This is a genomic window from Paenibacillus sp. TAB_01, assembly GCF_043945595.1.
Lineage (GTDB): Bacteria > Bacillota > Bacilli > Paenibacillales > NBRC-103111 > Paenibacillus_S.
Map to the genome: position 1 here is coordinate 6,642,424 of NZ_JBIFNP010000001.1, position 22,311 is coordinate 6,664,734.

The following is a 22,311-nucleotide window of genomic DNA, read 5'->3' on the forward strand; positions in this document are numbered from 1 at the left end:
GTAGATAAGGCTTCCTTCAGCCGCGCTTCGCTCTGCCCCAGGTACTGCCCCTGAATGGTCGACAGATCGAGCCGGTACAGCGGCAAATTCCATGCGGCAGCGATTGCTTTGGCCGACAGCGACTTCCCGCAGCCCGGAACGCCCACCAGCAGGATGCCGCGCGGCGGACGAATTCCGCGGTCTCTCAGGTCGGCCGTAAGCAGCTTCTCGTTGGCGCCCAGCCACATTTTCAACCCTTCCAGGCCGCCGATTTGGTAGTCCTCCCGCACCTGCACGCGCTCGATGCCGGAAATGTCGGCGAATATCCGGTCCTTGGCATACATCAGCTCCTTCAAATCTTCATTGCGGATCGAGCCGTTCGCGAGCAAGGTCGCGATCACGTTCTCTCCCTCAATTTGACTGATGCCGGCCAGAATCGCGGCTGCCTTCTTTTCCTCCTCAGGTCCCCACTCAATGGGGATATCGCTTCGGTACGGATTCAGCTGATTCTGAATGATTTGCAGCATCTCGTCCTCGCTGGGCGGCGCCAGTGTGACGGACATGCCGTGCCTTTGCAGCGGGCCCCATACCGGCTTGTTCGTAATGGCGATGACGCTGCCGCCCGTCTCCGTAGCCAGCATCACGACATCCTGAAACTGCCTTGCCGTCGGCGTATCGTCCTCGATGTCCTGAACCTCCGTGAAGATGAAGGACAGATTTTGCTGCTGCCCGATTTTCTGGCTCGCAAAATCCAGGCCCCCCATGACGGATCGGTCATCGTTCGTCAGACGGTTGGAGGTAATGTCCCGCGTCCCCTGCGATATCGTATGATAAAAGATAGGGATATTCAGCTTATGGGCAATCTGTCCAAGCGCTTCCAGCGCCCGCGCGCGCTCCGAGGTGCGGATCGAAATAAACGGAATACGCGCTTTTAAGTAACGTTCCAATGTCTCCAAGCAGCTCTTGAAATCGCTCATATTACAATATAACCCTTCTTCTTCTCGAATTTGTGCCTGCAGGGGCAGGGCTCGAAATAAATGCCGGCGGAGCCGGTTCAACAATCGTCTCGACCTGCTCATACCCCATCAGCGAATTGTTCTTGATCAGCATGCGCAGGTGGCCGGTCCGGTCGTGCTTGGCACTCTCCTCCAGTGCGGCCTGCGTGTCTTTGACGTAAGCGTGCAGCACCTCGGACATCGTCCGCCGCACCTGCTCCGGGAAGGCGGGGATCGATACGAACCGTTTCATCAACGCGTATCTTCTCCGCGCATTCATCAGCGCTCTTACGACATCGCTGTCCGGAGACTTCGCCCGGGTAAACTCCGTATTCATCTGCTGCGAAGCTTGCTTCAACCGGAACTCCAGCACATCGGATATGCGCTGGGGCAGCTTCTCCGCTACCCCGGCGGTCGCATTCAACAGATCCCTGCTCCATGCTTCGCAGCATCTCGTCGTCCTGCCCTCCGGCTTTCAACGCTTCCAAGCACTGCACCCAATCTGCATAAGCGGCCGGAGCGCGCATCATAGCTTGGTGCTCCTTCTGCGGATAAGCTGTACCGGGGGCTTCAGGTCCCATTCGGGGAACTGGCTGGCCAGCGCCTCGTTCTTATTCACCTGCTGCAGCAGCTCCAGGCCATGCTCTCCTTCGGTACGTTTGGATGCTTCGACCGCTTTGCCCCGCTGAAGAATCATCGGAGCGGCTTGTTGTTCATTAGCCATATGCCAAAATCGCCTCCTAAGATTGAATTACACTTCTCGCCGTATCAAAGCTGGAGAACGTATACTGCTCGGAAGCCACGCTCTCCAGAAACTCCGTCACGCTAGCTGCTTTCCCGTCCTCCGCGGCGTATTCCTGGCGCCAATCCACAACATCGGACAGCACCGCACGCAAAATATCCTTGCAGCTTTGCAGCAGCTTCTCGTAATCGTCGATCATTTTCAGGCGGAGCTTGGCCAGCCGGCTTTTGGAATAAAAGAAATAAAAGATGCCTGCGGCTGTAAAAAGGAATAACACCGGTGCGCCAAATCCGAAAACCGCCAAAAGAAGTCCGCCGATCAGTGCGCTCCAATGCTTCAGCGACAGCTTGACCCAAGCGAGGTTCGTCATCCCGGCGCCGGTAAATATGCTGGGTTAACGATTCAACGAGCTCCTGCTCATTCGCCCCCTGCTCCGTCGTCCCCTTCCAGCCGTCGATCTGAAGCTCGATCTGCTGCGGCACCTTTGCCCGATTGTCTACCGTCATATCGTCATGGGCTTGTCGGATCCAGTCTTTGGATAGGGCGATCGAAAACTTTTGCGTAACCAGCGAGGCATGGGAGGTTTCCGGATGCATGGCAAAGTTGGTTAACAGCTGCGTGAAGCTGACCTTCTCCTCCAGCGTCTTCTCTACGCCAAACCGGCTCTGCGCCGCATTGCGGTCCCCGTTCTCCTCAATAATTAACGATTGCAGCCGTTCTTCTCTGCGCAGCGGAAGCTCTTCATCGTCGAATTTGGATACGAGCGTATCCAGCAGCGCATCGACGGCGACAGCGATCCCTTTGGCCGGTACCACTTCCTTGCTGAATATATCTTGAAAATAATCATGGATGATAGCATGGAGCTTGGCTCCTTCCAGCGACTGCTGCAGCTGTGTCCATGTGCTGCTGTACTTTCTCAAATAAGGGTACGCCTCGCCGCTCAGCCGCTGCAGCTTACCCTCCAGCGCATCCTTCCACTGCTTGTGCTGCTCCTCGACAAAGCCGACCTTTTGCGACAGCTCCTCGATCCAGGCCTCGATATGCCTGCCGCACTTCGCGCGGGCTTCGGTCCGAAAAATACCGTTGGTAAACCCGTCAATCAGGATGATGATTTCCCTCTCCAGCTCGTGCGGATCCTGCAGGGCGAAATAACGGTCCAGCCATTCCCTGCTCGCTTTATAGCGGGAGCCTCTCCGGGTCACGAGGGCAAAAAACAGCGACGTCTTCTCATCGTCCCGCCGCAGCGCCTCCATCATCGCCCGGTCCGCGAGCTCCTTATTGTCGTTCAGCCAGGCGGCTAACGCGATCAAGCATGGCGCCAGCCAATAGCGGGGTGCTGCAAGCATATGCTCTTCCGTCGAATTCTCAATCGTCTCTTTCTTGACCAGCCGTACGTCAACAGCCTGCAAGATGCCCGTTACCCGCCGCCGTACTTCACCGTAATGACCGAACTTCGTTTCGATCTCCTGCCGAATCTTCACCACTCTCGTTTCGGCCAGCTGAAGATCCTTCGCCATCTGGTCCCGCTTGACAAATTCATGGAAATCCTGCGTCAATGCGTCGATTTTGGCTTGTGTATCCAATACTTTCTGACTCACTGACTGCACCTCATGGCCTACGGACTCGATCTGTCCCGAAACGAACTGGACTTCCCCCCGCAGCTGGCTCAGGCTGTTCTCAATAAAGTTCAGATTGGCCGTTGAAATGACTCGTTCATTGGACATAGCCAGACCCCCTTGTAAAAGCTGCGTACCCGGTCGCGGCAACGGCGCATATCGCATCGGAATAAACCTCGATAAACGCATAGCTCGGATGCATTGCCAGCGCCCTTGCTTTCTCCATACCGGAAGGCAGCGGCTGCCCTGCTTTATAATGCTCGACGATTTCCTGTCTCATATCCAAGGTATGGACCTCGTATGGAGCGCCCAAATAGCATTTCGAGACAAGACCGATCAGAAATTGATGCGGCTTCAGCTCCGCGAATTCGCCCTGAATCGAGCGGATCAGCTCCTGCACCTTGGTGTGATCGCAGACCGCCCCCATCGCATCCAGCTTCGTCATCGCCTCTACGTAAGCTGCGGACCGCTTCACCTTGAGGCGCTTCTCAAGAGCCAGCCCCGTCAATTCCACGCCCGTTCTTGTTACTGGCTCCGTTGACAGCCTTACATCCGTCTTACTGCCTGTCGTGATAATGGGTCTTCGCAAAAGAGTCCCTCCTCGAATCCACTCTATTTAAAGGAATCAACTAGTAATCTAGACCTAGGAATTTCAGGAAATATTCGACACCAGAAGACGAATCCCTGCTTTTTCCAACAAAAAAATCCCCTCCGTAAAGGAAAGGTCCCGCATTGCAGGAGCTTCCCTCTCAAGAGAGGATTTGTATAATTTAGCCGTTCGAATTAGTAAACAAGGGAGAACAAGCCGTTGATGTGAGTCAGGTAACGAACGTTACTTGCTTCTTTCATCAATGTAGCCGGAGTGCCTTTCAGCTTCAGCTGGCTGGCGCCGATCGTACCGATCGCATCTTTACGTCCCAAGCTTGCCAAAGTACCGGAGAACACAGGCGTGAACTCTTTCATTGGCAGCTCCTTGAAGTAAGCGAGCAGGTTGTAGCCGACCGTCTCGCCCATTTGCCATGCGATTTGCGCGCTTGGCGGATAAGGACGGCCTTCCGGTCCGAATACGACTGCGCTGTCGCCTGCAAGGAAGACGTCAGGGTGTGTCGTGGATTGCAGGGAAGGAAGCACGGTTGCACGGCCGCGGTTAACCTCGATGCCGGAGTTCGCTACAACAGGGTTGCCGGTTACGCCGCCTGTCCATACGAGCGTGTTGCTCTCAATCGAACTGCCGTCTTTCAGCATAACGTTGTTGCCTTTCACTTCCGTAACGGCAACGCCGATAATGATGTTAACGCCGCGTTTCTCCAAGCTGGTTTGCGCGCGTTCGATCATGTCAGGCGAGAAGCCTGTCAAAATGTTAGGACCTGCCTCTACACAGTGCAGGGAGATTTCATTGAAATCCACGCCTTTTTCAAGGCATACGGCTGGAAGCGTATCAACCAGCTCGCCGATCAGCTCGATACCGGAAAGGCCGCCGCCGCCGATAACGATCGTAGCGTCCGCTTTGTTCTTCGATTGCTTGTACGCATCAAGACGAGCGGAGATGTGAGCGCGGATACGGTTCGCATCATCAACCGATTTCAGCGTGAAGCTGTTTTCTTCCAGGCCTGGGATGCCGAAGAACGCCGTGTCGCTGCCGAGTGCGATAACCAGCACATCATAAGTCAATGTCGTGCCGCTTGTCAGCTTCACTTGCTTTTGATCTACCGCAATGTTCTCAACCGAATCGATGCGAAGATCGATGGATTTGCCGCCCAGCAGCTTTTCCAGCGGAAGCGCAACATTGTTCTCGTGTACGTTGCCGGCAGCCAGACGGTGCAGCTCAGTCACGATTTGGTGGGAAGGGATACGGTTTACAACCGTGATTGAAGCTTCTGCAGCCGATAAATGTTTACGTGCGGTCAGTGCAGTCAACAAACCGCCGTAGCCGCCGCCTAAAATCAAAATGTGCTTTGCCATGATGATCCTCCTCTTATTTTAACAATCCGTTCGAAATTAACGTTGGTTTTGGCGCTCCGACATCACATCAAGGTAAGCCTGCGTGAAACGGAACATTTTTTGCATTTGCGGATCCTTCAGCAATTTCAACAAGCCGAACAAACCGATCGTCGCGCTGTCTTTTTGAGCGCGGTCATTGGCTTCGATCGCTGCGGAAGCGATGTCCTTGGCTTTGTCCTGAACTGGTTTTACAAACTCGGCAAATCCATGCTTCATGTCATCGATAAGCACTTTATCCGTTGCGACGGTTTGAGCCAGATCGTATGCTTTGGTCAATACGGTTACCATCTCGGTCAATTTCGGTAAATTTTCTACCAGATCCGTCAGGGACTTTTGAATTTCGGGCTTCATCAGCTGATCAAGCACATCCAGCTCTTTCGCTGCAGTGGCTTCAACGCTAGCCGGTTGTTGTGTTAATGTTTCGGACATGTGAAAACGGCCTCCCTTGATTTAATGAATCCATGTTTTGCTACCGTTAGAGTAATATTCAGTAAGCCTGTTTTATCAATTATCCCACACACTTACGCTGAACATGCTCCACTACCTTTGTGAATTTATTCACAATAAAGTCACAAGTAATAAACGTTCCACTAATTAAATACTGACTTATCTATTGTAAAGCTTTTTTTCAATAACTGCAAAAAAAATTTTATCGATAAACTCGTATTCCTCTTCTTTTTATTCTGTTTTTACCCATTTTTACCGTATTCGCAAGCAATATCGATGGTTTTCTCCTGAATGCAAGGAAACAGCCTGTCTAATGCTAGATTATACCGAAATTTATAAATTTACCCGCATTTTTTAGGCAAATGATCTCGAAGACAACCAGGACGCCGGATGAAAAAAACGCTTCCGATCCATCGCCGGATCGTGTCCGGTTATGCAAACCTCCCTTCTCCCCCGGACCACTTCTCAGCCGCTGCACAATACAGCATCAGCCCATTGACCACGCTGGTCAACAATGCTACAATTCGTTTTGACCAGTGTGGTCAATTTATTTGAAGTCCTCATGAAAGAAGGAACCATATGTTCGAGAAGTTTCAAAGCCTTGAGCTGGAAAAGCAGGAGCTTATTTTGAATGCGGTGATGAAGGAATTTGCCGAGAAGGGCTTTAAGAACGCCTCTACGAATGAAATTGTGACAAGGGCGGGCATTTCCAAAGGGCTGCTTTTTCACTATTTCCATAACAAGAAAGATTTGTACCTGTACGTATACGACTATGTGCTGAATCTGCTGATTCACGAGTTTTTTGACAAAATCGATTGGAACGAACGCGATATTATTGCGCGCTTGAGGCATTGTTCCCGTCTGAAAGTCGACATTATTCAAAGGTATCCCGAGATGTTCGATTTTTCCCTGGCTGCCTTGCAGGAGGACGCTCCCGAGTTAAAGCATGAGCTGCAGCACAAAAACAAGGCGGTATTAACGAGTCATCAGGCTCGCCTGCTGGAAGGAATCGATCCTTCCTTGTTCAGAACGGACGTCGATATTCCGAAGGCACTGCAGATCATTTTGTGGACTCTGGAAGGAATGTCGAACCGCGAGAAGCTGAGAGCGCCGTCGACGATAATGGATGCAGCATATTATGCCCGAATTTTGGAGGAGACCGACACCTATCTGGACCTGCTGCAAAAAAGCTTTTACCGCTGATCAAGCGTCGGCTGAGTCAGAGCAAGCCTCCTTACTCTGCTGCACGAATACCTCCCTTGCGTCATGTGACGGCTCTGCATGAGGCCGGTCTGTCGAATCCCTCGCCAGCTTTGCAAAAGAGGTCAATTGAAAGGAGATGTTCCATGTGGAACATTGTGTCATTCGTTTTCGCGATGTAACGTCGGCTCATCAAGCCTCCGCAGGCGGCAAAGGCGGCATGCTTGCTAGAATGCTTCAGGCAGGCTATCCGGTGCCGGACGGCTTCGTCATCCTCCCTGCGGCCTTTCAGCAGGATGAGCTGGCTCCGGAAGCCTGGGAGCTCGTGGCTGAATCGCTGCGCACCTTGCGCAGGCATCAACCCTCGGCACCGGTTGCGGTCCGATCGTCCGCATTAAGCGAGGATTCGGATGCCGCCTCATTCGCCGGGGAGTTCGAATCCGTACTAAACGTACGGACAGAGGAAGAGGTACGGGAGGCGATTGCCGCTGTACGCCATTCCGGACGATCCGAGAGGGTGCAAGCCTACAGCCGGCATCAAGGCATGACAGAGGCTCACCAGGTCGCCGTCGTTGTGCAGCTGATGGTGCCCGCGGCACTCGCAGGTGTCCTGTTCACGGCAGATCCCATTACCGGAAGCCATGCGCGGATGTCCGGCAACTATGTCCACGGCTTAGGAGAACGTCTGGTTTCCGGGGAGGCCGATGCGCAGCCCTTCTCCTTCGAACGGCCTAAGGGAATATACACAGGTCCAGGAGGAGCTCAAGCCTTTCGCCAAAAAGCTGTACGCTCTGGCCGCCAGACTCGAACGCGAGCTGAAAAAACCGCAGGATATCGAGTGGGCTGCAGCCGACGGCAAACTATTTATTTTGCAAGCAAGGCCCGTGACGACCCTTCGAACGGGAAATCTCGATACGTACGAATGGAACGATTCGCTCGACGGCGATTTTCTGTGAACCAACACCAACGTAGGCGAGGCCATGTCCGATGTATTCACACCGCTCAGTTGGTCGATGATCCGGAAGCTGGATGAGGAACAAAGTGTCCTGCCCGGCTATTATTGTTCTCCGGCAACATCTTCGGACGCGCCTATACCAATATCAGTCTGGGCCTTTCCTTGTATCCGGCCTTCGGCAAAGAAATGACGCCTCTGATTCAACGTATGAGCGATGTATTCGGGCATATGCCGGAAGGAGTCCGGGTGCCGGTTTATCCGTTTTCCCGGATGAGCCTCCTTCGCACGATGATTCCGCTGGTGTTCACCCGGCTGCGCAAAATGAGGAAGGCAGCCCGGGCCATTCCTCGTCATCTGGCGGAAAATGCGGAAGTATGCGCAGAATTGACCCAGCGGATTCAGCAGACCGATACCGCCGCGGAGCTGGCTTTGCTCTGGCGCGATACCCTGCTGCCCTTGAATTTCGCGGCGCTATGGGCTGCCCTGACCGGCGGCCGCGGGATGGTGATCGCCCATAAGCTGAATCAGGAGCTCACCCGGCTCGCCGGTCAAGAGGATGCCAATACGCTCCTGTCCAATCTTAGAGGGGATGCCGTGCTGGAAAGTCTCGGGCCGGTAATCGGAATCTCATGTGTCATGAAAGGTGACATGGGCCAAGAGGAATATAAACGAAGCTACGGGCATCGCGGGCCGCACGAATTCGAGCTGTCCTTTCCCCATCCCGGTGAAGCGAATGACTGGCTTGCGGCGCAGATGGAGCAATTTGCGGCCTCCGGGGTGAACGTGGAGGAGCTGCTGCAGAAGCAAAACAAACAGTACGAGGAAGCCCGGGAACGTCTGAACCGCCGGCAGCCTGCGAAGACAGTGAAGCGAATCGGCAAGCAGCTGCAAAAGATTGCCGAAGCGGCGCGCCTGCGGGAAGCCGTCCGCTCCGAGTGGACGCGCACGTTTCGGGTCAACCGCGCCTTCGCCCTCCAAGCCGGGAAACTGACCGGCATTGGAGAGGCTGTCCACTTCCTCTATATCGATGAGCTGCTGGAGCTGCTTGGCGGCGATCGGAGCGCTCTGAAGCACGTTCCGGCCCGGCGCGAGACGCATGAGAAGTACCAAGCGCTCCCTCCCCTGCCTTCCCTGATCCGCGGCCGGTTTGATGCGCAGCAGTGGGCCGGCGATCCGCACCGGCGGGTCGATTACTACGATGCAGGTCAGCCCGCTCCGCCGCCGGATCGCTCGGAGACGCTGAAAGGCTTCGCCGGCGCCGCTGGCAGGGTTGAAGGCAGCGTGCGGGTACTGTACCGGCCCGAAGAGGGCGGTGAGCTGCAGGTAGGCGAAATTCTGGTGGCGTCCACAACCAACGTAGGCTGGACGCCGTTATTCCCCCGTGCCGCCGCTATTATTACCGACATCGGGGCACCGCTGTCCCATGCGGCCATCGTCGCCAGAGAGCTGGGCATCCCCGCCGTGGTCGGCTGCGGCAGCGCTACGGCAAGGCTTAAGACCGGCGACCGCGTCATCGTTGACGGCGGGCAGGGCTTGGTGTACCTCGTGAACCGAGGATAACGGGAACTTCAATGCCAAAAAGCTCCAGCGCCGCATTTCAATGGGGTGCTGGAGCTTTTGTTGAGTGGGCGGCCTGCCGCTTATACCCCACCTTCACAGTCGGGATTGTAGCGGTATACCTCCAAATCAATTCTTCCATTTCCGTCTACTTGTATGCCCTCACCTGTCAGATACAGCAGCTGCAGCGAGCGGGATTCGTCATCGCGGATCGCAATCTCGCCCTTGGCGTTAACCACCCGATGCCAGGGCAGCTGATGAATCCGGCTCAGGGAATGCAGAATTCTTACTACCTGACGGGCGCCTCTCCGGCTTCCGGCAAGCTCGGCTACCTGCCCGTAAGTCATCACACAGCCTTCAGGAATGCTTTTAATAATCTCGATTACCTTGCAAGTAAATGGATTCATGCGATACGCTCCCGCCGCTCATAGTCCTTGTCCCAGCCGGTTTTCTCCATTCCTCCGATGCCCGGACTTGGCGCTTTGAAGCGTATTGTACTCCATTTCCTCTCCGGTCTCAATAGAGCATACCCCGCCGCCGCTTCTTGCAGGCACATCCTTTCAGCGTCAAAATGCACGACACAATCCGGCGATCGTGGTACAATCGACGTAACTGTATCGGACATCATTACACGGGGGTGGAACCATGAGCAAAAAAGTCGTCTTAGCCGGTGGAAGCGGTTTCGTCGGGACTTATCTGGAGAAAAAATTTCGGCATCTCGGCTATGAGGTAGCCATCCTGTCGAGAACGCCCGGCCATATTTCATGGGATCAGCGCGAGGCTGTCGTCGATGCTTTGGAGGAGGCCGAGCTGCTTATTAACCTGGCCGGCAGGTCGGTCAACTGCCGTTATAACGAGGCGAACAAGAAAGAAATTTTGACATCGACGAACCGAAACGACCGCTCTGCTCGGGGAGGCCCTGCTTGCCTGCTCCAGCCCGCCCCCTTTATGGATTAATTCCAGCACAGCCACCATCTATAGGCATGCCGAAGACCGCCCCATGACCGAAGAGAGCGGCGAGATCGGGTCGGGCTTTTCCGTCGATGTCGCTAAGGCATGGGAGCAGACTTTCTTCTCTTATAAGCTCCCTACAACTCGTCAGGCAGCCTTAAGAATTGCGATTGTACTGGGGAAAGACGGCGGCGTGATGACCCCTTACCGCAACCTGACCCGCTTCGGCCTCGGAGGCGTCCAGGGACCGGGAACGCAGCGGTTCAGCTGGATTCACATCGAGGATCTGTACCGGATCATCCGTTTTCTTCAAGAAAGAAGCGATCTGAGCGGGGTGTTTAACTGCTCCTCTCCCCACCCTGTGACGAATCGGCAGCTGATGGAGCAACTGCGGTCGGCAATGGGCGCTTCTTTCGGGCTGCCCTCCCCGCGATGGATGCTCGAGCTGGGCGCTCGTCTGATCCACACCGAAACCGAGCTGATTCTAAAAAGCCGCTGGTCCTTCCCGAAAGACTCGTTCGTGAAGGCTATACGTTCCAGTTCGCCCAGCTGGATGAGGCGCTGCACGACATTTTGCAGCCTTAGACCTGCAATCGGGCGCTGCGGTACCTTGCGCTGCGCCCGCCCCTTCCCCCGCTTGCGATCTTTATTCTATTTTTGCGGCATCCGCCTTGTATGCTCTCCACTTACTCCAGTTTGTGCAGCTTCCGCTCCACATGCTTTCCACTTACTACAGCTTGTGGCTTCCTCCTTGCACGGTTTTCACTTACTCCAATCCAGAGCTTTCTCTCGGCACGCTCTCCACTTACTCCAATTCGCGGGTTCCGCTCTGAACCGCATACGCCGTCCGTATAGAAAACAGCTCCCAGGAACGGATATTTGGCAAGCAGGGGAGGCACAATCCCCAGCCCCAGCCTGGGAGCGCCTCGCAGAAAAAATGACAGCGGCTTTTCCTTTTCCCTCCCATCTGGTTATAAGCGGGAGGCCTCCTCATATATTTAACTTGGATATGTACCCAAAGGAGTGGATGAGCCTTGCACACAGCGAAAGCCAACGCTTTCCAGGCGGCGGACAAAAGCCGCGCCCCGCACAGCCGCAGGCCGAACTTTCTCGTCCTGATGGTCGACGAAGAACGGTACCCCCCTGTATATGAAACCGAGGAAATCCGGCAATGGCGCCGCGAGCATCTGCCTGCCCATGAATGGCTGCGCGAGCACGGCATGGAGTTTCACCGGCATTATGCCGGATCCGTCGCCTGCTGCCCAAGCCGCGCTACCTTGTTTACAGGCCAGTATCCTTCCCTCCATGGGGTTACCCAGACCAACATGCCGGGAAAAGGGCCTGCGAGCGAAGAGGTGTTCTGGCTCGATCCCAATACGGTCCCTACAATAGGGGATTATTTCCGAGCCGCGGGCTACCGGACTTTTTATAAGGGAAAATGGCACATTTCCTATGAGGATATCCCGATTCCCGGTACGTACAATGCGTTTCCCAGCTACAATCCGGCGAACGGCGTACCGGATCCAGGGAAGGAGAGCCTGTACGACAATGCCGACCGGCTGGACGCGTTCGGGTTTAACGCTTGGATCGGCCCTGAGCCCCATGGAGCGAATCCGCGAAATTCCGGCTCATCGGATGCGCGCGGCCTGGCGGGGAGGGACCAGGTCTACGCTGCGGAAACGGTCCGGCTGATCGAAGAGCTGGATCGAGAGCGGAAAGAGCAGCCGCAGGCGCAGCCTGAACCTTGGCTCATCGTGTCTTCCTTCGTCAATCCTCATGACATCACCTTGTTCGGAGAGGTGACCCGCAGGCTTCCGATTTTTCGATTCGAGGTCGATCCCGGCGTGCCGGATATTCCCCCACCCCCTACGCTTGCGGAGTCCCTGGCGACGAAGCCCCGCTGTCAGCAGAGCTACCGGGAGACGTATCCGCGTCTGTTTCAGCCTACGGCCAACAGTAATTTTTACCGCAGGCTCTACTATCAGCTTCAGCACAACGCCGACAAACAAATGCTCAAGGTGCTGCAAAGTCTGCGCGATTCATCCTTTTATGAGGATACGATCGTTATTTTCACTTCTGATCATGGGGATCTGCTCGGCGCTCACGGAGGCCTGCATCAAAAATGGTTTACCGCCTATGAAGAGGCTCTTCACGTCCCGCTCATTCTTCACAGCCCCCGGCTGTTTTCCCGCCGTCAAGCGGTTCAAATACCGACCTCTCACGTCGATTTGCTCCCCACGATGCTGGGACTCGCAGGCATTGATCCGGAGGAAATGGCGGAATCTCTTCGTTCCTGCCATACGGAGGTGCATCCGCTGGTCGGCAGGGACCTGTCCCCCTGGATACTGGGCCGCAAAACGTTCATATCCGAGGAACCGATCTATTTCATGACCGATGACGACCCCACATGGAACTCTATCCATGCGGGCGCCTTGGGGATCCCCTATGAGCCGATCCTGCAGCCGAATCACTTGGAGACCGTCATAGCGTCTCTCGTCATTCGCGGAGAGAAAACGGTCTGGAAATATTCCCGTTATTTCGATAATCCTCAATTTGTTCCAAATCCCGGCTCAAGAGATCTCGGGCCTGTTTCGATGGCCGGTACTGCCAATGCTGCCGATGTTTCCGGTGCTGCCAATGCTGCCGATACAGCCGGTTTGAACATCAGCCTCTCCGTTCCGCCGGGGCTGCCCTATCCCGCTGCAGCGGCAGCAGGCGCGCCTGCTCCGGTACCGGATGAGTTCGAGCTGTACAATCTGACCGCCGATCCGCTGGAACGCGTCAACCTGGCGCACCCGAGCTTCTCGACCGAAGAATCGAGAGAAGTACAAAGACATCTCGCCACGCTGCTGCAGGAGCAATGCCGGAAAAAGCGGCTGCCGCCGGCCAGCGGCGATGCGCCCGGAATGCCGTCATGCAGTGAAATTTGATTCAATATGCTGTGAGAGGCAGCCTATGCCGGGACATGGGCTGCTTTTAGCTATTCGAGATCCAAGATGAGGCTGGCTAACGCGTGCGAGTCTAACTGCGCGGCGGCCGTTCGAGCCTCACGCGAGTGTTTGCATCGTCCCCTGAGTCTGCCTCCTTTGACAGCCTCGGCTTTGCTGCTCCTGCCTCTCTTCCTGCTTTATCGCCCTTGCCACTTCTCCTGCATCCTCACCTTTCCCGTCCTCCCGCTGCCTCCGCCGTTCCTTCCATGGAACGCCTGCAGCACAGCCTGCTCCCCTTTACTGGCGCGTGCCTCTTCAGCGAAACACGTCATGATAAAATCAGTATGTAAAACGGATATAATCCGTCATGTACAACCGTAAGAGCGCCTTTTATAATTGATAATAATTATCAGTATCAACCATACAAAATCAGCCACGGCATCCTGCAGAAGACGGTCGTCTGCCGCAGCAGGTGCTTTGCTTTGCTGTACAAGGAGGAAAAACATCAATGAAAGCTTGGCCAATTATGATGATCCTGATGCTTGTCTGGGCGGTAACCGGCTGCGGAAGCACCGCGCCCAACAACGGAACCGGCAGCAGCGCCGCTGCCCCGCCAGCCAGTGCCACAGCTCCCAAGGATGCCTCGCAGCCGCCGGCTGCCGACGGAGAGAAAACCATCAAGCATGCGATGGGCACGCTGACGCTGAAGAAGAAACCGGAACGAATCGTCGTCCTGTTCAACGGGATGGTCGACATATCGGTCGCCCTCGGCGTCAAGCCAGTCGGAGCCGTCGAATCGTGGGACCAGAAGCCATGGTACAACTTCCTGCGGGATAAAATGGACGGCGTCAAGGATCTCGGCGAAGAAACGCAGCCGAACCTGGAGGCGATCATTGCGCTGAAGCCGGACCTGATCATCGGTACCAAATCGAGACATGAGAAAATTTATCCGCAGCTGAGCAGCATCGCTCCTACCCTCATTACCGAAGAGGTGTTCAACTGGAAGGAGAACCTGAAGCTCGGCGCCCAAGCGATGTATAAGGAAAAAGAGGCCGGCGATATCTTGACCAAATGGGATCAGCGCGTAGCCGAATTTAAACAAAAGGTCGGCAGCAAGCTGAGCCAGACGGAAATTTCGATCATGCGGTTCGAAGAAGACGGCAGTGCCCGCATTTATGTTACAGGCTTTGCCGGAACGATTTTTAATGAGTTGGGCTTATCCCGTCCGAAGGCCCAGCAGATAGAGGGCAAGACCGTCGTTAACTTGACCTCCAAGGAACAAATGTCGCAGCTGGACGGCGACTTCATCTTCGATATTACCCAGCTGGGAACCGATCCGGGTAAAGAGAAGACACAGAACGATTGGACCTCGCACCCGCTGTGGAAAAATTTGAAGGGCGTTAAAGCGGGCAATTATTACAAAGTCGATGTGGTCACATGGAATTTAAGCGGAGGAGCGCTGGCGGCTCAATCCCTGCTCGACGACTTGTACAAATACTTCAAAATCAACTAAACGGACAGGACTAAAAAGAGGATGAGAATGAACACGAATGTAGGGAAGGCTGCGGGGCTTCTGGCGGGCTGCGTTCTGCTGCTGCTCGGCATTGCGGCAAGCATGATGTTCGGTGCGTCCCATTACACCGTATCCGAAGCCTGGCAGGCAGCCTTTCATTATGATGAGTCGGTTAGCGAACAAATTATTATCCGGACGACGCGGATTCCGAGAGCCTTGATCGCCGCAGTCATCGGCGCCAGTCTGGCGATTGCGGGCGCACTGATGCAGACGTTGACCCGCAATCCGCTCGCTTCCCCGAGCGTGCTCGGGATCAACGCGGGCGCCAGCTTTATTGTCGTCCTGGCTGCCCTCGTCTTCTCGGTATCTTCCATGCAGGCGCTTATGTGGCTCGCATTCGCGGGAGCCGCCTTCGGCGCAGTGGTCGTCTATATGCTGGGGTCCGTCGGGCGCGACGGCCTCACCCCGCTTAAGCTTGTACTTGCCGGAGCCGCCATGACGGCTCTTTTCGCATCGTTTACCCAAGGGATTCTGATGCTGAATAAGCAGAGTCTCAGCACCGTGCTGTACTGGCTGACAGGCACCGTAGCGGGCCGGTCTCCGGATATGCTGCGCACCGTCATGCCTTACATCGCGGCCAGCTGGGTAGCTTCCTGGTTTATCGCCCGCGATTTGAACGTGCTGATGATGGGTGAGGACGCAGCCAAAGGATTGGGACAGCGCACTGTCCTGCTGAAAGCGCTGGCCGGGCTGCTGATCATCGTGCTGGCCGGAGCCGCGGTATCGGTCGCCGGGCCGATCGGCTTTATCGGCATTGTCATTCCGCATGCCGCCCGGTTTCTGGTCGGAATCGATCTGCGCTGGGTGATTCCTTACTGCGCGCTGCTCGGTGCGATTCTGCTTCTGGCCGCCGATCTGGTCGCAAGGTTCATCATGATCCCCGAGGAGGTGCCGGTCGGCGTCATGACCGCCGTGATCGGCGCCCCGTTCTTTATGTATATCGCGCGAAGGGGGATTTTGAAATCATGAAATCTTACATTCCCTTCCGCATCCCGAGGCGCAATTGGTCGTTCCTGGTGCATAAGAAGACGGTTGTCATCTCGCTCATCCTGTTCCTGGTTTGTCTGGCTGCCGCGATTGTCAGCACGGGGCTGGGAGATATGTATATCTCCCCTCTGGAAGTGATCCGCTCCTTATTCGGCAGGGGCGCGGAGGAGCACATGATGGTGGTGCAGAAGCTCCGGGTGCCGCGTATCCTCGTCGCCCTGCTGGTCGGCGGCTCCCTCGCGGCCTCAGGAGCGATTCTTCAGGGGATGATCCGCAATCCGCTCGCTTCGCCGGATATGATCGGCGTCACGGGCGGCGCATCGGTCGCAGCCGTCACGTTCCTGACGTTCTGGACCGGCCAGGCCAGCATCCGCTGGCTTCCCGTCGCCGCCATGGCTGGGGCGGTTGTCGTATCCAGCATCCTGTACATTCTCGCCTGGAAAAAAGGCGTAACGCCGATCCGTCTCATCCTGATCGGTATCGGCATGTCGGCCCTCACCTCGGCGGCGACGACGATGATGATTCTATTCAGCCCGAAAAATGACGCCGGGCAGGCCTACCTGTGGCTCACAGGCTCCGTGTACGCCTCGAATTGGGAAAACGTGCTGGCCATTCTGCCCTGGAGCCTGGTCTTGATCCCTCTTGCCTTCGTGATGGCAAGGCATATCAATATTGGGCAGCTCGGCGACGATATCGCCGCCAGCGCGGGCAGCGCCGTCGAGGCGAACCGGCTGCTGCTTCTGCTGATCAGCGTCGCTCTAGCTGGCGCAGCCGTCTCCGTCGCAGGAGGCATCGGCTTTATCGGGCTGATCGCCCCGCATATGGCCCGCAAGCTCGTAGGCTCCAGCTTTGGCAGCGTGCTTCCTGTTTCGGTGCTTCTGGGGGCTGTCATTGTCCTGCTGGCCGATCTTGCCGGCAGAACCCTTTTCCTGCCCCTGGATGTCCCTGTAGGGGTATTCACCTCCGCGGTGGGAGCACCCTTTTTTATTTATCTGCTGTACACCAAACGAAACTCGGCTTAGGAGGTCCATCGCATGAGCGTGCTGGAGGCAAGAAACCTTAGTTTAACCTATGGGAACGGTACGATTATCGACAGGCTAACGCTCACTGTGCCCAAGGAGCAGATTACCGTATTCATAGGCTCGAACGGGTGCGGCAAATCGACGCTGCTCCGTTCCATGGCCCGGCTGCTCAAGCCTTCGGAGGGTGAGATTGTGCTGGAGGGAAAGCTTATCGCCGAGCTGCCTACCAAGGAGATTGCCAGGAAGCTGGCCATTCTCCCTCAGGGGCCGATAGCCCCCGAGGGGTTAACGGTGTTCCAGCTTGTGAAGCAGGGCAGATACCCTTACCAGCACTGGCTCAAGCAGTGGTCCGACGAGGATGAACGGATGGTTCATCAGGCACTGGAGGCCACGAAGCTGACGGAATTCGCCGAACGTCCCGTCGATTCGTTGTCCGGCGGGCAGCGGCAGCGGGCCTGGATCGCCATGACCTTGGCTCAGGGCACCCGCACCATCCTGCTGGATGAACCGACTACGTATCTGGATATGGCACATCAGATCGATATTCTCGACCTGCTGTTCGAATTGAACGAGACGAAGAAAACTACGGTCGTGATGGTTTTGCACGATCTCAATCTGGCCTGCCGGTACGCCCATCATATTGTCGCCATCAAGGACAAAGCCATTTACGCGCAGGGCAAGCCGGAGGAAGTAGTCCACGCCGAGTTAGTGAAGCATGTATTCGACATGGATTGCCAGGTGCTGACCGATCCGTTTTTTGGCACACCGTTATGTATTCCGCAGGGCAGGGGACGAACCGTCGCAGCCGCAGACCCAGCTGCGTATGGAAGCGCCGGAGTCCTTCAGAACAACCGCGTATTGGTGGCCGGACGGTAAGGATAAGCACGCCTAGCTCGTGAGCATGGAGCGTGGACGCACCATGATAATAACAACCTGATATAACCAAAGGGAGGCACCTCGATATGAAGCCAGCAGAAACCAGACTGGAAAGCGCTGAAAGCACAATAGCGGAGCTGATCAAAAACCGGAGAACGGTCCGGCTGTTCAAAGACGATCCGGTTTCGGCCGAGCTGCTGCTCGAGCTGTTGAATGTCGCGATCTGGGCGCCTAATCATATGAACCGGCAGCCCTGGAGATTTATCCTCGTACAAGGGGAAGGACGCAAAGCCTTCGCCGAGGCGATGGTCCAAACCTACGGCGCGGATGACCGCGAACGGTACGGCAATAAGAAAAAAGCTTATTTCGAGCAGGTTCCGGCTCATCTCGTCGTCGTCCTGAAAGAAGATCCCCGCCAGAAGGTATGGGATGAAGACTATGCCGCCGTCTGCAGTCTGATCCAGAACTTCCAGCTCGCCGCATGGGAGCAGGGCCTGGGCGTTGTCTGGAAAACGAACAACTACGGCTACGACCCCCGCTTCCGGCAAGCCGTTGGCGTGAAGTCCGGAGAGAAAATTGCCGGCCTGCTGCATATAGGTTATCCCGCAGTGATTCCCCCCGTTCAGCCGCGCACCAAGGCGGAGGAGCTTCTGACCGTTTTTGAAGGCTAACCCGTCAGGTGTCCGGCCTCCCTTCCCAAACCGAAGCCAAATGGTTATACTTGCATTAGTGATAACCATTCTCAATGGTAACTTTGGTTTCGGGAAGGTGAAGCTGGTTATGCAGCCTGAGAGTACCTCCAACTACCCTCTTATATTCCTGTCCTCCCTATATAAACGAAGATATTTCCGGAGCAGCGCCATGCCCCTTTTCAAGCTCCCTGCCGATATCCTCTGCATTGTGATCCAAGGCAAAGGTCTGCTTCGCATCGACCATGAAGTGCTTCCGCTGCAGCCGGGAGATGCTTTCTTTCTCCGTCCCTCCATGCTGCTGGAAGTGATCCTCGAGTCCAGCCACGCCGACTGCTATATTCTGATGCCAAGCCGTGTGACGCTGTCCCGCCAAAGAGGACAATGGAATGCGGCTCCTACCGAAGCAGAGACGCCCCTGCTGCCTCCGGGCAAGCTGACTATGAAAACCTCCCGCTCCATTCTTGAGCAGGCACACCAGCTGTTCCATAACAGCCGGGCCTGCCAAGCCCGCTGGCGCTGGCGAGCTGCAGCTTCAATTCCAAAGTCTGATCGCCTCCATCCTCCGCGATTTGCCCGAGCAGGGGCTCAAGGAGGAGGCAAGCCAAGGCATCGATCTCAGCATCCAGTATATGTACAACCATTTTCGGGAAAAGCTCAAGCTCGATACGCTCTCCCAAATCGCAGGGCTGACGCAAACCTCTTATTCCAGAAGCTTCAAGAAGGCAAAGGGCGTCTCGCCTGTCGAGTATCTTAACCGCATCCGCATCGATTATTCCAAGCAGGTGCTGAATCAGGAAGGCTCGATTAAAGAGGTTTCCGAAATGGTAGGCTTCCGCAACGAATTTTATTTCAGCCGCATGTTCAAGCGGGAGACCGGCATCACTCCTACCCTGTATATGCAGCGAAAGCAGCTAAAAGTAGCCGTAGCGACCTGCTATCGCTATCAGGATAATTTGCGTTCGCTGGGCGTAGATGCTGCGGCTGTTATGAATTGCCACAACTATGGGGAGCGCAGTGAGACGGAGCATCGGCAGTTCATACAAGATCAGCTGAACGACCTGCGTCAAGCGCGGCCCGACTTGATTCTGGCTGATTTCCGGCATGTCCCGTTCTACGAGCAGCTCAAGCAGATTGCCCCTACCGTCGTGCTCGATTATACGATGGACTGGCGTAAGACGCACCGCAGAATTGCCGAGCTGGTCGGACGGGAAAAGGAAGCTCAGCACAATTTTGCGCAGCTGGAACAAAAGATCCACTACACCCGCCACCGGCTGGCCGATACCTTCGGTAAGGAAACGATCTCCGTCCTTCGTCTATACCCTGACAAAATAAGGGTACAGGGCTCCGTCGGGCATCCGCTTAATGAGCTGCTCTACTCGGAGCTAGGCTTAAAGCCAGGAAGTATCGTGTCGTTTAAGGAGCAGAACAAGGAGTTTCCTCTGGCCAGTCTGCCTCCTTTTGAGACGGACCATCTGTTTATCTACAAATATTATTTGCCCGACCAGGATGAGCAGGTGCAAGCACGGCTGCAGCAAAGCGTCTCCTGGACCGGCATGCAGGCCTACCGCAGCAGTCAGATCCGGATTATCGGAAACTGGATCAGCTCCAGCTGGGCTCCCGTAGGGCAGAGCCGCATTATGGACGAGCTTCTCGATTTGTGATAGATCGGCGGTTCCTTCTGCCAGATACATCAAAAGGAGGCGCCGCCTCCTTTTTAGTACAATAATATTGTATTGTTCAGCTTTATAGTTCGATAAGAGTCAGGCTGGCATAATCAATCCGCAGCAAGCTGCCGGACGGCAAAGGATTGGGGCCTGTCAGCCATATTTGTATTCTATCGCCTTTATCCAAATACTGAAGCAGCAGATTCGAGGTTACATATATCGTATCCGCCGTATTGGCATTAAAGCTCGTTTGCGAAGGTATGACAATGCCGCCGTTTCTTGCTATGGCGAAGGTCAGGACAGGGTTCGGGTTCTGCGGCGGAGGGAAGGCTACGTTCGCCAGTTGAATGGAGAACTGACACTGGTACAACCCCGACTTACGGACGGTCACCGTATCTGTACCGGCATCGAAGCGGAAGCCGTTTACCGCTCTTGCGCTGTTTAAGTTCACGATGAAAGGGATAGATGCAGCTGCATCAACGAATTGCTGAAGAAAATCGCTCGATACATAGATATGTCTCTTATCGCTATGATCCTTGGAAGACATTCATCTCACCCCCTCTCGGTTCCTCTTATAGTAGATGAGCGAGACGGCGTGCTTGTGTTAGTCTATTAACCTATTATCGAAGCAAACGGAGTTTTCTAGGTGATAACCCTGGCAGGATATATCACGTCTATCAACCCATGTCCCCTGCTCGCTATTCCTGGCGGTCTCTTTGCACGAGAATAAACCTAGCGATGCGTCCCATAACGGAAAAAAATAGAGGACACCCACTGGAGCTGTGGGTGTCCTCTAAGTTTTACTGGCTTTCCGATAAGGAACGAAGCCGCCGGAGCGACGGGAACAAATACATCCATAAACCCGCGATAACGATCGTACCCAGCCCTCCGATGAGGGCCGCCGGCACCGCTCCGACAAAACCGGCGAGCGTGCCTGACTCGAACTCGCCCAGCTGATTGGACGTCCCGATAAAAAGCGAGTTTACCGCGTTCACTCGCCCCCGCATCTCATCCGGGGTTTGCAGCTGCACCAGCGTGGACCGAATGACAACGCTGACGACGTCCGAAGCCCCGATAATAAGCAAAGCGAACAGCGATACCAGCAGATTCGTCGAAATCGCGAAGAGCATCGTCGCGAGGCCGAACACGGCAAGCGCTCCGAACAGCGTTGGGCCGAAGGCTTTTTTAAGCGGATAATACGCGAACAGGATCGACATCAGCAAAGCCCCGACTGCCGGTGCCGTCCGCATTAATCCAAGCCCCCAGGGGCCTGTATTCAGAATGTCCTGGGCGAAGATCGGCAGCAGCGCAGTCGCTCCGCCCAGCACGAGCCGCGAACAGGTCCAGCGAGATCGTACCCAGAATGACCGGGTTGCGATAGACGAATACCATCCCTGAGAAAAGAGAGCTTAACGATACAGGCTCTATCTTCCGCACGCTCTGCTCCATTCGGATCAGAATCGTCAAGACGGCGGCGACCAGCAGCGCCACGGTAGACGTAATATACACGGCGCCGGCGCCGAGCGAGAACAGCAGGCCTCCGAGGGACGGGCCCAGAATCTGGGCCGTCTGTCCGGCCGAGGTGCTCCACGATATCGCCTGCTGCAGGTTTTCCTTCGACACCAGCTGCGGCAGCAGCGCCGAAGACGAAGGGCCCTCAAAAGCACGGCAGGCGCCAATGATGGCCGCCGCCAGCAAGATCTGCTCGCGGCCGAGCCAGCCGGCCAGACTGCCCATCAGCAGCAGCGCAGCGATCACCGCTTCGACGAGCTGGCACAGGAAGACGATACGCCGGCGGTCAAACCGGTCGGCGACATGGCCCACAACCAAAGTAAGCACCACCATCGGCGCAAATTGGGCCAGTCCTACCAGTCCGAGACTGAACGCATCATGCGTCAGATCGTACATCTGCCATCCGATCGCAACGGACAGCATCTGGAAAGAGGATGAAGACAAAATTCGCGATGTCCAGAATTTCGCGAAGGAAGGCTGCTTCAGGAGCGAATCCGTTGATTGAAGCAAGGCAGCTCACGTCCTTTGTATAAAGTTTTGCAAAGAATAAATGATCTAAAGCCCGAATAGCCCGTACATAAATTGGGGTAAGGGATATTATACCATTTTAAC

The 22,311-nt window shown here is 55.4% G+C and carries 20 protein-coding genes and 3 pseudogenes; 12 read left to right on the forward strand and 11 right to left on the reverse strand.

All coding sequences use genetic code 11. The annotated features are described in order from the left end of the window. Positions 1 to 8: 8 nt before the first annotated feature. The 7 genes and pseudogenes from ACHHV8_RS32390 to ACHHV8_RS32420 form a co-directional block, all read right to left on the reverse strand. Positions 9 to 1,058 (reverse strand): annotated as a pseudogene (locus tag ACHHV8_RS32390) (AAA family ATPase); the annotation flags it as partial. Beyond that, positions 958 to 1,398 carry a hypothetical protein gene (locus ACHHV8_RS32395; RefSeq protein ID WP_395163294.1) on the reverse strand — a complete coding sequence of 147 codons (441 nt, stop codon included), beginning with the start codon at positions 1,396 to 1,398 and terminating at the stop codon, positions 958 to 960. The gene ACHHV8_RS32395 and the pseudogene ACHHV8_RS32390, both read right to left, overlap by 101 nt. A 102-nt stretch (positions 1,399 to 1,500) precedes the next feature. Next, positions 1,501 to 1,698 carry a hypothetical protein gene (locus ACHHV8_RS32400; protein ID WP_395163295.1) on the reverse strand — a complete coding sequence of 66 codons (198 nt, stop codon included), beginning with the start codon at positions 1,696 to 1,698 and terminating at the stop codon, positions 1,501 to 1,503. A gap of 101 nt (positions 1,699 to 1,799) precedes the next feature. Then, entirely contained in the window at positions 1,800 to 3,440 is a 1,641-nt protein-coding gene (locus ACHHV8_RS32405) for a hypothetical protein (protein WP_395163296.1), read from the reverse strand. After that, positions 3,430 to 3,921 (reverse strand): hypothetical protein, encoded by a 492-nt coding sequence (locus ACHHV8_RS32410; RefSeq protein WP_395163297.1) that lies wholly within the window; start codon positions 3,919 to 3,921, stop codon positions 3,430 to 3,432. Before ACHHV8_RS32410 ends, ACHHV8_RS32405 begins: the two co-directional genes overlap by 11 nt. Before the next feature lie 194 nt (positions 3,922 to 4,115). Further along, the gene (locus ACHHV8_RS32415) at positions 4,116 to 5,294 is read right to left on the reverse strand and encodes an NAD(P)/FAD-dependent oxidoreductase (protein WP_395163298.1); all 1,179 of its coding nucleotides are present in this window, start codon (positions 5,292 to 5,294) and stop codon (positions 4,116 to 4,118) included. Positions 5,295 to 5,330: 36 nt separating this feature from the next. Continuing rightward, positions 5,331 to 5,762 carry a DUF1641 domain-containing protein gene (locus ACHHV8_RS32420; protein WP_395163299.1) on the reverse strand — a complete coding sequence of 144 codons (432 nt, stop codon included), beginning with the start codon at positions 5,760 to 5,762 and terminating at the stop codon, positions 5,331 to 5,333. Positions 5,763 to 6,359: 597 nt separating this feature from the next. Between ACHHV8_RS32420 and ACHHV8_RS32425 the strand changes: the two genes are divergently transcribed. From ACHHV8_RS32425 to ACHHV8_RS32440, 3 genes are all read left to right on the forward strand, one after another. After that, a complete protein-coding gene (locus ACHHV8_RS32425; protein ID WP_395163300.1) occupies positions 6,360 to 6,983 on the forward strand; it encodes a TetR/AcrR family transcriptional regulator in 624 nt (207 codons plus the stop codon). A gap of 145 nt (positions 6,984 to 7,128) precedes the next feature. Beyond that, the gene (locus ACHHV8_RS36845) at positions 7,129 to 8,013 is read left to right on the forward strand and encodes a PEP/pyruvate-binding domain-containing protein (RefSeq protein ID WP_483874895.1); all 885 of its coding nucleotides are present in this window, start codon (positions 7,129 to 7,131) and stop codon (positions 8,011 to 8,013) included. A 27-nt stretch (positions 8,014 to 8,040) separates the two neighbouring features. After that, positions 8,041 to 9,495: a PEP-utilizing enzyme gene (locus tag ACHHV8_RS32440; RefSeq protein ID WP_395163301.1), complete on the forward strand. Its 1,455-nt coding sequence runs from the start codon at positions 8,041 to 8,043 to the stop codon at positions 9,493 to 9,495. Positions 9,496 to 9,575: 80 nt separating this feature from the next. On the opposite strand, the gene ACHHV8_RS32445 is transcribed toward ACHHV8_RS32440, so the two are convergent. Next, positions 9,576 to 9,899, reverse strand: a complete 324-nt coding sequence (locus ACHHV8_RS32445; RefSeq protein ID WP_395163302.1) for an MGMT family protein — start codon at positions 9,897 to 9,899, stop codon at positions 9,576 to 9,578. A 238-nt stretch (positions 9,900 to 10,137) separates the two neighbouring features. Here ACHHV8_RS32445 and ACHHV8_RS32450 point away from each other — a divergent pair. From ACHHV8_RS32450 to ACHHV8_RS32490, 9 genes and pseudogenes are all read left to right on the forward strand, one after another. Beyond that, positions 10,138 to 11,028: pseudogene (locus ACHHV8_RS32450) on the forward strand (TIGR01777 family oxidoreductase). A gap of 449 nt (positions 11,029 to 11,477) precedes the next feature. Then, on the forward strand, positions 11,478 to 13,373 hold the full coding sequence (locus ACHHV8_RS32455) for a sulfatase family protein (RefSeq protein WP_395163303.1): 1,896 nt from the start codon (positions 11,478 to 11,480) through the stop codon (positions 13,371 to 13,373). 508 nt (positions 13,374 to 13,881) lie between these two features. Next, positions 13,882 to 14,886: an ABC transporter substrate-binding protein gene (locus ACHHV8_RS32460; protein ID WP_395163304.1), complete on the forward strand. Its 1,005-nt coding sequence runs from the start codon at positions 13,882 to 13,884 to the stop codon at positions 14,884 to 14,886. Positions 14,887 to 14,913: 27 nt separating this feature from the next. Continuing rightward, positions 14,914 to 15,915 (forward strand): FecCD family ABC transporter permease, encoded by a 1,002-nt coding sequence (locus ACHHV8_RS32465; RefSeq protein WP_395163305.1) that lies wholly within the window; start codon positions 14,914 to 14,916, stop codon positions 15,913 to 15,915. Continuing rightward, positions 15,912 to 16,955, forward strand: a complete 1,044-nt coding sequence (locus ACHHV8_RS32470; RefSeq protein WP_395163306.1) for a FecCD family ABC transporter permease — start codon at positions 15,912 to 15,914, stop codon at positions 16,953 to 16,955. The genes ACHHV8_RS32465 and ACHHV8_RS32470 overlap by 4 nt, the downstream gene beginning before the upstream one ends. A 12-nt stretch (positions 16,956 to 16,967) precedes the next feature. Then, entirely contained in the window at positions 16,968 to 17,831 is an 864-nt protein-coding gene (locus tag ACHHV8_RS32475) for an ABC transporter ATP-binding protein (protein ID WP_395163307.1), read from the forward strand. Positions 17,832 to 17,917: 86 nt separating this feature from the next. Continuing rightward, a complete protein-coding gene (locus ACHHV8_RS32480; RefSeq protein ID WP_395163308.1) occupies positions 17,918 to 18,502 on the forward strand; it encodes a nitroreductase family protein in 585 nt (194 codons plus the stop codon). Between the two features lie 190 nt (positions 18,503 to 18,692). Beyond that, positions 18,693 to 18,788 (forward strand): annotated as a pseudogene (locus ACHHV8_RS32485) (hypothetical protein); the annotation flags it as partial. Positions 18,789 to 18,984: 196 nt separating this feature from the next. Next, a complete protein-coding gene (locus tag ACHHV8_RS32490) occupies positions 18,985 to 20,184 on the forward strand; it encodes a helix-turn-helix domain-containing protein (protein WP_395163309.1) in 1,200 nt (399 codons plus the stop codon). An 82-nt stretch (positions 20,185 to 20,266) separates the two neighbouring features. On the opposite strand, the gene ACHHV8_RS32495 is transcribed toward ACHHV8_RS32490, so the two are convergent. From ACHHV8_RS32495 to ACHHV8_RS32505, 3 genes are all read right to left on the reverse strand, one after another. Continuing rightward, complete coding sequence (locus tag ACHHV8_RS32495; protein ID WP_395163310.1) at positions 20,267 to 20,734, reverse strand: hypothetical protein; 468 nt, start codon at positions 20,732 to 20,734, stop codon at positions 20,267 to 20,269. A gap of 253 nt (positions 20,735 to 20,987) precedes the next feature. Beyond that, entirely contained in the window at positions 20,988 to 21,491 is a 504-nt protein-coding gene (locus ACHHV8_RS32500) for an MFS transporter (protein ID WP_395163688.1), read from the reverse strand. Further along, on the reverse strand, positions 21,373 to 22,209 hold the full coding sequence (locus tag ACHHV8_RS32505; RefSeq protein ID WP_395163311.1) for an MFS transporter: 837 nt from the start codon (positions 22,207 to 22,209) through the stop codon (positions 21,373 to 21,375). Before ACHHV8_RS32505 ends, ACHHV8_RS32500 begins: the two co-directional genes overlap by 119 nt. Between the last annotated feature and the right edge of the window lie 102 nt (positions 22,210 to 22,311).

What these genes read in the sequence shown, in the direction of transcription:
- ACHHV8_RS32400 (WP_395163295.1), bottom strand. Translation starts at nt 1,698, where the DNA reads ATGGCTAATGAACAACAAGCCGCTCCGATGATTCTTCAGCGGGGCAAA.
- ACHHV8_RS32405 (WP_395163296.1), bottom strand. Translation starts at nt 3,440, where the DNA reads ATGTCCAATGAACGAGTCATTTCAACGGCCAATCTGAACTTTATTGAG.
- ACHHV8_RS32415 (WP_395163298.1), bottom strand. Translation starts at nt 5,294, where the DNA reads ATGGCAAAGCACATTTTGATTTTAGGCGGCGGCTACGGCGGTTTGTTG.
- ACHHV8_RS32420 (WP_395163299.1), bottom strand. Translation starts at nt 5,762, where the DNA reads ATGTCCGAAACATTAACACAACAACCGGCTAGCGTTGAAGCCACTGCA.
- ACHHV8_RS32425 (WP_395163300.1), top strand. Translation starts at nt 6,360, where the DNA reads ATGTTCGAGAAGTTTCAAAGCCTTGAGCTGGAAAAGCAGGAGCTTATT.
- ACHHV8_RS32445 (WP_395163302.1), bottom strand. Translation starts at nt 9,899, where the DNA reads ATGAATCCATTTACTTGCAAGGTAATCGAGATTATTAAAAGCATTCCT.
- ACHHV8_RS32460 (WP_395163304.1), top strand. Translation starts at nt 13,882, where the DNA reads ATGAAAGCTTGGCCAATTATGATGATCCTGATGCTTGTCTGGGCGGTA.
- ACHHV8_RS32465 (WP_395163305.1), top strand. Translation starts at nt 14,914, where the DNA reads ATGAACACGAATGTAGGGAAGGCTGCGGGGCTTCTGGCGGGCTGCGTT.
- ACHHV8_RS32470 (WP_395163306.1), top strand. Translation starts at nt 15,912, where the DNA reads ATGAAATCTTACATTCCCTTCCGCATCCCGAGGCGCAATTGGTCGTTC.
- ACHHV8_RS32475 (WP_395163307.1), top strand. Translation starts at nt 16,968, where the DNA reads ATGAGCGTGCTGGAGGCAAGAAACCTTAGTTTAACCTATGGGAACGGT.
- ACHHV8_RS32480 (WP_395163308.1), top strand. Translation starts at nt 17,918, where the DNA reads ATGAAGCCAGCAGAAACCAGACTGGAAAGCGCTGAAAGCACAATAGCG.
- ACHHV8_RS32495 (WP_395163310.1), bottom strand. Translation starts at nt 20,734, where the DNA reads ATGTCTTCCAAGGATCATAGCGATAAGAGACATATCTATGTATCGAGC.